Annotated in this window: 15 protein-coding genes; 2 read left to right on the top strand and 13 right to left on the bottom strand. The window is 33.3% G+C overall.

The genetic code is table 11. From position 1 onward, the window contains the following. Nucleotides 1-157 precede the first annotated feature (157 nt). From EPK97_RS19480 to rpsF, 8 genes are all read right to left on the bottom strand, one after another. On the bottom strand, nucleotides 158-1,447 hold the full coding sequence (locus EPK97_RS19480; RefSeq protein WP_162038303.1) for an adenylosuccinate synthase: 1,290 nt from the start codon (nucleotides 1,445-1,447) through the stop codon (nucleotides 158-160). 443 nt (nucleotides 1,448-1,890) lie between these two features. Next, nucleotides 1,891-3,252, bottom strand: a complete 1,362-nt coding sequence (gene dnaB, locus EPK97_RS19485) for a replicative DNA helicase (RefSeq protein WP_162038304.1) — start codon at nucleotides 3,250-3,252, stop codon at nucleotides 1,891-1,893. A 28-nt stretch (nucleotides 3,253-3,280) separates the two neighbouring features. Beyond that, nucleotides 3,281-3,724 carry a 50S ribosomal protein L9 gene (rplI, locus tag EPK97_RS19490; RefSeq protein ID WP_162038305.1) on the bottom strand — a complete coding sequence of 148 codons (444 nt, stop codon included), beginning with the start codon at nucleotides 3,722-3,724 and terminating at the stop codon, nucleotides 3,281-3,283. After that, entirely contained in the window at nucleotides 3,721-5,679 is a 1,959-nt protein-coding gene (locus EPK97_RS19495; protein ID WP_162038306.1) for a DHH family phosphoesterase, read from the bottom strand. The genes rplI and EPK97_RS19495 overlap by 4 nt, the downstream gene beginning before the upstream one ends. Before the next feature lie 37 nt (nucleotides 5,680-5,716). Next, nucleotides 5,717-6,598, bottom strand: coding sequence for a DUF2232 domain-containing protein (locus tag EPK97_RS19500; protein WP_162038307.1), 882 nt, complete (start codon nucleotides 6,596-6,598; stop codon nucleotides 5,717-5,719). Nucleotides 6,599-6,753: 155 nt separating this feature from the next. Then, nucleotides 6,754-7,071, bottom strand: a complete 318-nt coding sequence (gene rpsR / locus EPK97_RS19505) for a 30S ribosomal protein S18 (protein ID WP_162038308.1) — start codon at nucleotides 7,069-7,071, stop codon at nucleotides 6,754-6,756. A gap of 36 nt (nucleotides 7,072-7,107) precedes the next feature. Beyond that, on the bottom strand, nucleotides 7,108-7,560 hold the full coding sequence (gene ssb / locus EPK97_RS19510) for a single-stranded DNA-binding protein (RefSeq protein WP_162038333.1): 453 nt from the start codon (nucleotides 7,558-7,560) through the stop codon (nucleotides 7,108-7,110). A gap of 30 nt (nucleotides 7,561-7,590) precedes the next feature. Further along, nucleotides 7,591-7,878: a 30S ribosomal protein S6 gene (gene rpsF / locus EPK97_RS19515; protein ID WP_162038309.1), complete on the bottom strand. Its 288-nt coding sequence runs from the start codon at nucleotides 7,876-7,878 to the stop codon at nucleotides 7,591-7,593. A 279-nt stretch (nucleotides 7,879-8,157) separates the two neighbouring features. On the opposite strand from rpsF, the gene EPK97_RS19520 reads away from it, so the two are divergent. After that, nucleotides 8,158-8,346, top strand: a complete 189-nt coding sequence (locus EPK97_RS19520) for a YjzC family protein (protein WP_162038310.1) — start codon at nucleotides 8,158-8,160, stop codon at nucleotides 8,344-8,346. 273 nt (nucleotides 8,347-8,619) lie between these two features. Here the strand turns inward: EPK97_RS19520 and EPK97_RS19525 are convergent, their stop codons facing one another. Beyond that, nucleotides 8,620-8,817, bottom strand: coding sequence for a DUF951 domain-containing protein (locus EPK97_RS19525; protein ID WP_162038311.1), 198 nt, complete (start codon nucleotides 8,815-8,817; stop codon nucleotides 8,620-8,622). A 29-nt stretch (nucleotides 8,818-8,846) separates the two neighbouring features. Further along, nucleotides 8,847-9,083 (bottom strand): putative Se/S carrier protein, encoded by a 237-nt coding sequence (locus tag EPK97_RS19530; RefSeq protein WP_162038334.1) that lies wholly within the window; start codon nucleotides 9,081-9,083, stop codon nucleotides 8,847-8,849. Nucleotides 9,084-9,230: 147 nt separating this feature from the next. Between EPK97_RS19530 and yyaC the strand changes: the two genes are divergently transcribed. After that, nucleotides 9,231-9,827 carry a spore protease YyaC gene (gene yyaC / locus EPK97_RS19535; RefSeq protein ID WP_162038312.1) on the top strand — a complete coding sequence of 199 codons (597 nt, stop codon included), beginning with the start codon at nucleotides 9,231-9,233 and terminating at the stop codon, nucleotides 9,825-9,827. A 26-nt stretch (nucleotides 9,828-9,853) separates the two neighbouring features. Here yyaC and EPK97_RS19540 read toward each other — a convergent pair whose 3' ends face one another. From EPK97_RS19540 to EPK97_RS19550, 3 genes are all read right to left on the bottom strand, one after another. Beyond that, on the bottom strand, nucleotides 9,854-11,008 hold the full coding sequence (locus EPK97_RS19540) for an aminotransferase class V-fold PLP-dependent enzyme (RefSeq protein ID WP_162038313.1): 1,155 nt from the start codon (nucleotides 11,006-11,008) through the stop codon (nucleotides 9,854-9,856). A gap of 285 nt (nucleotides 11,009-11,293) precedes the next feature. Further along, nucleotides 11,294-12,127, bottom strand: coding sequence for a ParB/RepB/Spo0J family partition protein (locus EPK97_RS19545; RefSeq protein WP_162038314.1), 834 nt, complete (start codon nucleotides 12,125-12,127; stop codon nucleotides 11,294-11,296). Beyond that, a complete protein-coding gene (locus tag EPK97_RS19550; RefSeq protein ID WP_162038315.1) occupies nucleotides 12,120-12,881 on the bottom strand; it encodes a ParA family protein in 762 nt (253 codons plus the stop codon). Before EPK97_RS19550 ends, EPK97_RS19545 begins: the two co-directional genes overlap by 8 nt. Between the last annotated feature and the right edge of the window lie 259 nt (nucleotides 12,882-13,140).

A 13,140-nucleotide genomic window follows, 5' to 3' on the forward strand; every position in this document is an offset into this window, starting at 1 on the left:
TATTCTATCTTTTTGACAAATCCATTAAGAGTGATTTCTATAAAACATTGAGGAATACATGCATTAATATAAATGTACTAAGGATATGTTTTAAAAAAACAAAAAAACCCGGCTTATTATGCCGAGTTTCTTATCAAAACCTTTTTTTAATTATACTTTATGATACATAAATAGATTTAATTTGATTCGTTTGTTCACGATTTGGTCCAACTGAGAAGATCGCAATTGGAATACCTGTTAAAGTTTCTATTCTAGCAAGGTAATCTCTAGCTTGTTTTGGCAGATCATCCAATTTTTTTGCACCAGTTATATCTTCATCCCAGCCTGGAAGTTCTTCATATACAGCAACACAATCCGCTAACATGTTTAAATTGGCTGGATAATGTTTTATAATTTCACCTTTATACTTGTATCCCGTACATATTTTTAATGTTTCTAAACCTGTTAATACATCGATGGAGTTAAGAGATAAGCCCGTAATTCCACTTACCCTTTTTGCATGGCGAACAACAACACTGTCAAACCACCCTACTCTTCGAGCTCTACCAGTTGTAGTTCCATACTCTTTTCCAGTTTCACGAATAAAATCTCCAATTTCATTGTTTAACTCGGTTGGAAATGGTCCGTCCCCAACTCTAGTTGTATAAGCTTTTGCTACCCCAATGACTTGATTAATTTTAGTAGGTCCAACCCCTGAACCAATACATACTCCACCAGCACTTGGATTTGAGGAGGTTACAAATGGATAAGTACCTTGGTCAATATCTAACATGACCCCTTGTGCCCCTTCAAATAGTACTTTTTTACTCTCATCGATCAAATCATTTAATACAACCGAAGTATCTGTAACATAAGAACGGATTGTATCTGCATACCCTTTATATTGAGTTAAAATCGTTTCAACGTCCAAAGGCTGCTCTCCAAATACACTCTCAATGACTTGATTTTTCTCAGCTACCATTCTTCTTAGTTTTTCTTCAAATAACTGTTCGTCCATTAAATCAGAAATACGAATCCCGTTTCGTGCTGCTTTATCCATATAACATGGACCTATTCCTTTACCCGTTGTACCAATTTTATTATCACCTTTACGTTTCTCTTCCAGTTTATCCAAAAGGATGTGATAAGGCATAATGACATGGGCACGATCACTAATTTTTAAATTATTTGTCTTAAATCCATTTTCGTGTATATAGTTAATTTCTTCAATTAAAGCTTCAGGATGAATCACCATTCCATTTCCAATAACACATACTTTATCATCATAAAAAATGCCTGAAGGTATTAGGTGAAGTTTGTATTTTTCACCATTAATAATAATAGTATGTCCAGCATTATTCCCACCTTGATACCTGGAAACAACCTCTGCACTTTCAGCTAAATAGTCTGTAATTTTACCTTTTCCTTCATCTCCCCATTGCGTTCCAACAACAACTACAGTAGACATGAATAATTACCTCCCAGTAGATGATATACCTATATATTGAATTACTCATATAAAGGTCGTTCAAAAAATCCCCTTTTGATCACGAAGTGGATCAAGGGAGGGATTTCGACATCGAATATTGCACTCACATTTGAAGTCCGGTGCTCATGTAACCAATCACTACACTTGCTTTGCCCCAAAAAGTGAAGAAAGCTTTGGAGTATAGTCCTAATACTTTTCGGGGACCCCGAATACATTGGCTGCTACATATTCGCACAATCTTCTTGGTGCTGAAAATTGAATTTTTTGAACACTCATTAGAGTAAAACTTGCTATGGTTTTTATATTTCCTTTAATCAGCATCCTAAGTTTAGCAATCTAGGCTATTAAAGTCAATAAAAAACGAACAATTCTATTGATAAAAATAAAATTGTTCGGAAATATATCAAAACTCTATAATCACATTACTGGGCTATTGCATCTGGTACTTCATGTGATCGATCTAAATTAACAAATTTATTATAATTTTTCATGAATACAAGCTCTACAGTACCAACAGGTCCGTTACGTTGTTTAGCAATGATAATTTCAATAATATTTTTCTTTTCTGATTCTTTGTCATAATAATCATCTCTATATAAAAAGGCAACGATATCCGCATCCTGCTCAATAGACCCAGATTCACGTAAATCCGACATCATCGGTCTTTTATCCTGTCTTTGTTCAACTCCACGACTTAACTGTGATAATGCGATGACAGGAACTTCTAATTCTCTAGCTAATGCTTTTAAATTTCTGGATATCTCTGAAACCTCTTGTTGTCTGTTGTCTCCATTACCTCTTCCATGAATCAATTGTAAATAATCAATGAGAATAATACCTAATCCATGTTCTTGTTTTAATTTACGGCATTTGGAGCGTATTTCAGAAACCGTTATACCAGGAGAATCATCAATAAAAATGTTTGCTTCAGAAAGAGCGCCAATCGCCATCGTCATTTTCTCCCAATCATCTTCTTCAAGTGCACCTGTCCTTAGTCGACCAGCATCTACATTGGATTCAGCACAAATAATACGTTGAACTAATTGACTTGCTGACATCTCAAGACTAAATATGGCTACTGTTTCTTTTGCCCTTACTCCGACATTCTGTGCAATGTTTAAAGCAAATGCTGTTTTTCCCACAGAAGGTCTTGCCGCTACGATAATCAAATCATTCGGTTTAAACCCAGTTGTCATTTTATCTAGATCTGTAAATCCAGAGGGTACCCCTGAAATACCTCCCTTATGATTATATAAAAATTCAACTTGTTCAAAAACGTCCATCAACACATCTTTGATAGCTACGAATCCATTATTTTGTCTCCGATTGGAGATTTCTAATATTTTCTGCTCTGCTTCACCTAATAAATTACTGATATCTTCAGAACTTGTATATCCATTACTAACGATTTGTGTTGCAGTTCTAATTAACTTCCTTAGAATCGACTTTTCTTCAATTATTTTAGCATAATAATCAATATTCGCTGAGGTTGGTACAGCATTTGCAAGTTCTGATAAATAACTTACTCCACCCACACCATCTAGCCACTGCTTATCTTGTAATCTAGCAGTAACGGTAACTAAATCTATGGGTTCTTGATCCTCTCCTAAAGAAATAATGATTTCAAAAATTCGTTGATGAGAGGTTTTATAAAAATCATCTTCTTTAATGATTTCTAAAGCAGTAATTAATGCTTCACTATCTAATAAAATCGCTCCTAATACTGCCTGCTCTGCTTCAATATTTTGCGGAGGTATACGATCAAAAAATGTCTCACCACTCATCTTGAACTTCCCCTTTGATCTATTTCGATTATTCTTCTGTCACTTGTACTTTAGCGACTGCTGTTACTTCTGGATGTATTTTAATCGACACTTTTGTTACACCTAACGTACGAATAGGAGAATCTAATTCAATCTTTCGTTTATCAACAACTATTTTCTGTTTTTTTAATTCTTCTGCTATTTGTTTATTTGTAATAGAGCCAAATAAACGCCCACCTTCACCTGCTTTTGTTTTCATCTCTATCGTAGTAGACTCAATTTTTTTAGCAAGAAGCTCTGCATCCAGTTTTAGTTGATCTTTCTTTTTTTGCTCTGATTTTTTCTTTTGCTCAAGCTGTTTTACGTTAGAGCCTGTAGCTAAACTTACTAACCCTCTTGGAATTAAAAAGTTTCTAGCATAACCTTCAGATACGTTTTTAACTTCACCCTTTTTGCCTTGTCCTTTGACATCTTGTAAAAAGATTACTTTCATTTTAATAACCCCTCTTCCTTAATTATATCAGACAACACTAGCTCCAACCGTTCAGAGACTTCTTCAACGCTGCCTTCAACCTGTGCTCCTGCATTGGAAAAATGGCCTCCACCACCCATTCGTTCCATTAAGATCTGAACATTCACTTCTCCTAATGATCTGGCACTTAAGCCAACTTTTCCATCAGGTCGTTCACTGATGACTAAAGAAGCCATTACGTCTGTCATATTTAACAATGTATCAGCTACCTTTGCAATGATCAACTGTGAATTTTTGTGATTTGGTTTTGCAACCGCTATAGCAATATGATCATAAACAATTTTAGCATTTTTTATAATCTCAATTTGTTGTAAGTAGTCCAGCAAATCTTCTTTTAACATTCTTTGTACAGTAGAGGAATTTGCTCCATTTCTACGTAAGAATGATGCTGCTTCAAACGTTCTGGCTCCGGTTCGTAGTGAAAAACTTTTTGTGTCTACAACGATCCCTGCAAGCATAGCTGTTGCCTCTAATTTATCAAGTGATATTTTATCGTGAAAATATTGTAAAATTTCAGTGACTAACTCACAAGTCGATGAAGCATAATGTTCGATATACACAAGTGTTGCATCGTTAATAAATTCTTCACTTCTTCTATGGTGATCTACAACAAAAATTCGCTGTGAAATTTGAAGTAGTTTTGGTTCTGGAACCATTGAAGCTTTATGCGTGTCTACTACACAGACTAAAGTATGTTTATCTATTAATTGTAACGCTTGTTCTGGTGAAATGAAGCTATCTTTTAATATTTCATGATCTTCAATTTCGTCCATCAAAGATTGTATGGACGCATTCACATCCTCCAAAACGATATATCCTTTTTTATCACTAAGACGAGCTGCTTTTAATAATCCGATGGCAGCTCCAATGGAATCCAAGTCTGGATATATATGTCCCATAATCATCACATTATCACTTTCTCTAATTAACTCTCTAAGGGCATGTGAAATTACCCTAGCTCTGACTCTAGTCCCTTTTTCAACTGCATTGGATCTACCACCATAAAATGTAAGGTTCTCCCCTGCTTTGACGGCGGCTTGATCACCACCCCTACCAAGTGAAATATCTAAACTCGTTTGCATAATAGATCCGAGCTCGATTACATTTTCTACACCAGAGGATATACCTATGCTCAATGTTAAAGGTATTTTAAGATCTGCGGTTATGTCACGAACGGTGTCCAATATCTCAAATCGAGATCCCTCTAATGATTGTAATACCTTTTGATTCATGATCATTAAAAACTTATCTGATGAAATCCTACGCATATAAAAACCAAATTGATTGGACCATTCCGTAAGTTCACTAATAATTTGAGCTAAAACCAAACTTCGAGTTTTATCATCCATACCTTGAGTTGCTTCGTCCACATTATCCATCATGATAATACCCATAACCAGTTTTTCTTCTTCATGTTTCACTGTCAGGTTTTTAAAATCTGAGATGTTTGTAAAGTAAATTAATCTCTCATCATCTTTTTTCAAAATTTGATAATGCTGTTCGTTGATTAATATATCCACCTCATTATTTTCTTGTTCTTCTTCCAATGTAGGAAAAAACTCTAACAAAGATTCTCCAATAACAGTTTCCTTACCTAACATTTGAGCAATATATGGATTGTGCCATTCAATCTTTTTTTCCTCATCGTATAAAATCATTCCTATAGGCAATTCATGAATGACTTCATTTCCAGCTTTTTTGACTCGATGTGAAAGAGTCATGACATAGTCATGAAGATCTTTATGGAACGTTTTGTCTGCTCTAATGGATAATAACAACAAAATAGTTCCTATCGCTAAAGCAACGACAGCTATCATCCATTCATAAATGAACAGAACAATAATGAGAGTAAAAAATAAAATATAACTAAATATAGTATGAAGGTTTTGCCATCGATTCATAAGAAACTTCGGCATATCAGTATCGCTCCTTATGTTTTTTTCAAACTTATTATCACGAGGTAAATCCTTTACGAATATCAAAAGCAATATCTAACATTCCTAGAAAACTAAATACTAACGGCAAAAATGGAAATAGAACGATTCCTATAATTCGAATAAACCTCCATTTTTTTATATCTGCAATATAAAATAAAAATGAAATCGCTTGGATAGAGAAAATGAATGTTAACAATGGAATTAAGTTAACCGTAATTAACATAATATATGAACCTTCTTCAGGATTCATAAATAGTTGTAAAAGCAATGCTCCTAAATAATACCACAATAATGATTTAGGTAATTTCCAATCCTTTATCGGTTTCATCTTAGGGATCTGTATGTCCATTTTTTGAAGTATCATACGACTTAACCAATGGGAAACAACAACGATGAATAGGGAGCTCATAATGAGATAAAATGGCAACATGTTTTTCAGCATCGTCAGTGTTTGTTCCGTAGTAATTTGGTTTAATTCTGGATATTGACTCATAGCTTCATTTACTAGTTCTTCCATTGCTCTAGAGAGATTAAGATCCAATAAAGAACCAACAAATAAAGCTGAAACAAATAATACCAACAACGTAATTATACCTATGAGAAGCGTTACACCTGCAGATTCCTTTTTATACAAATCACCCATTATAATAGATGGTATCAAGGTAAACAACGATAATATCACGATTCCAATTGATAAAGTTGGAAAAATAAAACTACAAATAAGAATACTAATAATATATTGAATCATAAGCGTTTTTCGATTTAAGGTAACAGCTAAAATAATGGCTGGAACTAACATAATACTAAATGTAATAATACTAAGTGGTGTAAATAATGATAACAAGATTAATATGTAAGCTGTACTCCACAGAAAAGATTTCCAGCTATATTTTAACAATATATTCACCTCATGCATATATGTTCTTTCTAGTCTGATGCAAGCAAAAGCACAGTTTATCATATGGATTATCTTATTATATCATAAATATGGTATTTGCTTGCCTAAGAAAAAAAAGACAGCAAGGTTTTCCCTCAATGTCTTTTTTATTATTACTATTCCGTTGTATATGGTAACAATGCAATTTGACGAGCACGTTTAATCGCAATTGTTAGTTCACGTTGATACTTTGCAGAAGTACCAGTTACTCTACGAGGTAAAATTTTACCTCTTTCACTGATAAATTTCTTTAATGTATCTATATCTTTATAATCAATATGTTTGATTTTATTTACTGTGAAATAACAAACTTTACGGCGCTTGCCTCTTCCACCTCTACGACCACCACCGCCAAATTTACGCTCTCTGCGTTCTGGACGATCAGGACGTTCGGATCGTTGTTCATTACGTTCTTCAGTTTTATTTTCGCTCATTTGAGTTTTCATCTCCTTCCAAGGTATGTTTTAAAATTAAAATGGTAAGTCATCATCTGATATGTCGATGGGTTTACTATCATCTGAAAAAGGATCTTGATTCATTGGTTTTCTTGAAGGTTCAACTGGCATTCCAGGATCTTGATTATGCTGATCATCGCGTTGTGTGTTTGCGGATTCCAAGAATCTAACATTATCTGCAACAATTTCAGTGACATAAACACGTCTTCCTTCATTGTTCTCATAATTTCGAACCTGAATTCTTCCTTCAACTGCTGTTAACCGACCTTTACGCAAATAATTTGCACAAGTTTCAGCTAACTTCCTCCAAGTTACAATATTGATAAAGTCTGCTTCTCTTTGACCTTGCCCATTTGTAAAAGGACGATCCACTGCTAAAGTAAATTGAGTTACTGCAACACCTGATGGTGTGTAGCGAAGTTCAGGATCCTTTGTTAATCTACCTATTAGAATAGAACGATTCATCAGCTCAACCCCCTCTCAGATTTCAAACACATCTTACGCAACATCATTAACGACCAAATGACGGACAATTTCATCCGAAATTCTCATCACGCGATCAAGTTCATCAACAACTGCTGATTCAGTTGAAAAATTAACAAGAACATAGACCCCGTCACGGAATTTATCGATCTCATACGCCAGACGACGTTTTCCCATCACATCATGTTTCGTGATTTCTCCGCCACCATTATTAATGATACCTTGGAACTTTTCTACTGTTGCATCTACCGCTTCCTGTTCAATATCAGGACGGATAATATACATTAATTCATATTTGCGCATGTTTATTTCACCTCCTCTTGGACTAACGGCCCCTTTAATAGGAGCAAGGAGCGAGACTAGCTTATTTACTCGCACTTAGATTAATATATCAAAAATTTGTTTTTAATACAACATATTTAATTCCTTTTTCTGAATTTTTTCCTTCTTTAACTAAATAATACTGTTTTAGAAAATTGAATCGATAATATGTTAGGTTTAATTTGGATAAATCAGTCATTTATATAATTATAAATGTTGGGGAAATTTATAATTGATCTTCAAAAAAATGGAGGGATTACAATGGGAGAAAAAACAGAATTTGAACCTGGTGATAAGGTCCCTAACAATGGAAAATACATTGAGATAGGTGAAAAGTCCTTTCATATGGGAATCACAGATCCAAAAGTTGTAAATTTGAAAAAGGGAGATCATTTCCCGCAAAATGAAAATCACAATCGTAAGTGGAGCCGTGCACCAAAAAATGAATAATTTCTCACTAAAAAACCGATCGTTATTTCATCGGTTTTTTAGTTCACTTATGAATGCTGTAAATATCCTACAATATACCCTACAATGACACCAAATGTATAAGCGATAATGTGTACAGTATGAAATTTTTGTTTACCTTTATTTTTCTCATTGTCAGTGTTCATTAGTCAAATCTCCCTCAAAAATCTGAACTTTACTTTAACTTATTCAGCTTTACACTTTTGAGTGAGGAATTTCATATCATGATAAATGAGGTTTTTTAAATTTGAATCTTCACTCTTCTTTTGACCTTATTACTTTTTTCATTCTTTTTACAAACTTACTTCTTGGCATAAGAACACTATGTTGGCATCCTAAACATTTTATTCTAATGTCCATCCCCATTCTTATGATTTCCATTTCATTTGTTCCACATGGATGTTGTTTTTTCATTTGTACTACGTCACCCATCTGAAATTGATTATTCTCCATCTAATTTCACACCCTCTCACAATTGCGAACTAAATCATTTTTACATATTGATGATTTTTCTTTTCAAATATACCCTTTATATCAACTTTTTCTGAAAGAATGATATTTTTGACCTTTTGTAAATCTTCTTTATGAAACTCTATTGATAGAGCACAACCAGCAGTAATTTCTTTTGGTGTTGGGCAAGTATCAATATCTACTTCTGCATATTCTAAAAGCATCTCCGCTCGTAAAGCTTGTTGTGTTGAATCAAATGCAATTAACATTTCCATTTCATAATAACCCCATTTTTTTGTTAAAAGGTAGTATAAATCATAGATTAGATTCGTATACTAGTAAAGTAATTCTTCTTTCATCAATGATTCCCCAGAAATTACATAGATAAATATATTTAATATTATAGGAGGACTATTATGAAATTAAGCTCTAAAAACTCAAAATCATCCCCAAAATCTTATAAAGTATCATATAAAGATCCAACTCATAAAAAACAACTGACAAATGGTGTATATCAATTATTATCTACTGAAGTTGCAGATCGTAAAATCATTGCATTATGTATTGGGTCCGATCGTTCTACTGGAGATTCCTTAGGTCCTCTTGTAGGATATCATCTTAGTCAATTTAAAAACTGTACTTTCGATATTTTTGGCACTTTAGAAGAGCCTGTACATGCTGTAAATTTAAATGATAAGTTGTCTGAAATCAACAACAAGTATCATAATCCTTTTATTATCGCAGTTGATGCCTGTCTTGGAAAACTCGCAAGTGTTGGTCATATCCAGATAGGAAGTGGTCCTTTAAAGCCTGGTGCTGGTGTAAACAAAAGTTTACCATCTGTCGGAAATATACATGTTACTGGTATTGTTAATGTCAGCGGTTTTATGGAATATTTCGTTTTACAAAACACTCGTTTAAACTTAGTTGTTGAAATGTCTAAAATTATTGCTGATTCAATACAGTATTCCACTCAATATTTAAAACAACAATCTTATAATCACACAATTTAAGCAGTTCTCTATATTTTTTTCTTATTTCAGTGTTTTTTTTGGGCTATTTCTTTCACTGCTTCTAATATATAATCAATTTCTTCTTCCGTTGTAAAATATCCGACACTAGCTCTCACAGCACCGAAATCAAGGGTTCCTACTGTTTCATGTGCTAATGGTGTACAATGAAACCCAGATCGTACTGCAATATTATAGCTTCGATCTAAACTAAAAGCGACATTGGATGCATCGAGACCTTCTATATTAAATGAAGTAATTCCTGTTTTATTATCCCCTAACCTTGGTCCTAATATTTTCACTTTTTGGATTTTTAATAATCCTTCCATTAGTCTTTGTGTAAGCTTCCATTCTTTCGTATGAATCTTCTCTACACTCTCATTTAATACAAAACTCACACCTTCCTTTAATCCTGCTATTCCAGGTGTATTCTGCGTTCCTGATTCATAACGATCTGGTCTCACAGTGGGTTGTTCTATTTTTTCAGATTGACTTCCAGTCCCACCATGGATTAATGGTTCTATTTCAATTTGAGGGTTAATATATATCCCACCTGTACCTTGTGGTCCCAATAAACCTTTGTGACCTGGAAAAGCCAATATGTCTATCCCCATTTTCTCGACATCTATTGGAATGAGTCCAGCAGTTTGTGCTGCATCTACTAGTGTGATCACACCTTTTTCCTTTGCTATGTTATTTATTTGTTCGATTGGCAAAATACTTCCTAGAAGGTTTGAACTATGATTACAAATCATTAGTTTTGTATTTTTTTGAATTGCATTTTCTACATCCTTTAGTTCAATTTGCCCTAGGATGTTTGTTTTTAAATATGTGATATCAATATTTAATATCTTTTTTAAATATTCCAACGGCCTTCTTACAGAGTTATGTTCTACGCTCGTACAAATGACATGATCATTTTCATTTAACAATCCTTTAATCGCCAAATTTAAGGCTTCCGTTGTGTTTAGACAAAATGAAATGTGATTTGGATCATTAATTCCGAACAATTTAGCCAAATGTTTCCTAGTTTGAAATAAGATTCTACTTGCCTGTACCGCCATTTGATGACTACCTCTACCAGGATTTGCCGCAAAATTTACAACTGCTTCATTCATTGCCTCAACGACTGTTGCTGGTTTAGGCCAAGATGATGCTGCATTATCAAAGTATCGCAATCGCATCATATCTCTCCTTTTTAATCCATTTTTAACTATCATAATACAATTTTATATATAATTCACTCTAATGCGTAACCAGTCCTTGATTTTTTTAGATTTTTCTAAATATATAGGGTGTGATATTTATACTTTCCTACCCTATAAAGAAAACTCATTAAAAATATTTATAAATTCACAATATGTAAAAAAACATACCATAAATCAATCATTTTAGACCGTTCATTCCTCAGGGTCTTTTATCGAATTGAAATGGTATGTTTCATTATATTCACTTATATGTTCGATAGCCTACAATAAATCTAACAACCTTTGTAAATCATCTTTCGAATAATAAGAAAGTTCAATAATTCCTTTATCATTTTGATTATTTTTGATTTTAACTGTTGTTTTATATTTGTCTCTAAGTTCATCTTCAAGTTGTGTAATAAATGGATTGTTGGTTTTAATTTTTTTCTTCTTACTTTTTGTTTCTTGTGTGTTTTGTATCGCTTTTTCTAATTCTCTGACACTCCACTCATTTTTAATTGTTAAATTAGTCATCTCTTTTTTTAAATTATTATCTTTTAATCCAACTATCGCTCTTGCATGTCCCATGGATAATGTTCCACGTGAAACATACTGTTTTATTTCATTAGGCAACTGAAGTAACCGCATAAAATTTGCAATATGAGATCTTGATTTTCCAACTTTAACAGATAACTCCTCTTGTGTAATATCAAATTTCTCTATTAACGATTGATAAGCAACTGCAACTTCCATCGGATTTAAATCCTCACGTTGTAAGTTTTCTATCAAAGCAATTTCCGTGACCTGTTGATCTGTAAAAGAGCGTACTACAGCAGGTACCGTTTTTAACCCACACTTTTTTGAAGCCCGCCATCTTCTTTCACCTGCTATAATCTCATATCCTCTTAATACTTGTCTTACTATTATTGGCTGAATTACTCCATGTTCCTTAATAGATAATGCTAGTTCATCAATTTTATCCTCTAAAAAATTTTTACGAGGTTGATACGGATTAGGACGTAAATTTGATAAACCTATCTCAATCACTTTATCATCTTCTTGTAATTCTAGCGCTGGAATTAAAGCATCTAGACCTCTACCTAAACGCTTAGTCAATTGAAATCACTTCCTTAGCAAGTTCCAAATATACTTCTGCTCCCTTTGATTTTGCATCATAAGTAATGATAGGTTTCCCATGACTTGGTGCTTCACTCAATCTAACATTTCTAGGAATAATAGTCTGATATACCTTCTCTTGAAAGTACTTTTTCACTTCTTCAATTACTTGAATACCAAGATTAGTTCTAGCATCTAACATTGTTAATAAGACTCCTTCAATCTGTAAATTAGTATTCAAATGTTTTTGTACCAAGCGTACTGTGTTTAATAGCTGACTCAAACCTTCTAATGCGTAGTACTCACATTGAATGGGTATAATTACTGAATCTGCAGCGGTTAATGAATTAACCGTTAAAATACCAAGTGAAGGTGGGCAATCAATTAATACATAATCATAAAGATGCTTCACAAGCTGTATAGATTTTTTTAATCTGATTTCTCTAGAAATAGTCGGTACTAGTTCTATTTCTGCACCAGCTAATTGGATTGTTGCGGGTAAGATATCTAAATTATCTATTTCAGAGTTGCAAATTGCATCTTTTGGATGAACATCATTAATAATGACATCATAAATACAGTGAACTACATCGGCTTTATTGATTCCAACACCACTTGTTGTATTTCCTTGGGGATCGATATCTACTAATAATACCTTTTTACCTAAGGTGGCTAAAGAGGCTCCTAAATTAATAGAGGTTGTTGTTTTTCCAACCCCACCTTTTTGATTTGTAATTGCAATTATTTTAGACAATACTCTTTCACCTCATAAAAAAATTTAAAACTTTCAAAAGAATAATACATTATAACTTACAAGAAACTTTAAGGTAATCCATTCAAAGAAAATATGGTTGCATTATTAAGTAAAGTAATGCACATTCTCATCCCCTTAATCAAAAGCTCGTTACATACGAATTACAATGAGTAATTAGTGTGATTACTTAAATAAATTTCTAAGTTGATATTCTTAGAAAAAATATGCAATCTATTACATTGTAACAATTACTAACTTT

This window comes from Chengkuizengella sediminis, assembly GCF_010078385.1.
GTDB classification, from domain to species: Bacteria; Bacillota; Bacilli; order Paenibacillales; family KCTC-33759; genus Chengkuizengella; species Chengkuizengella sediminis.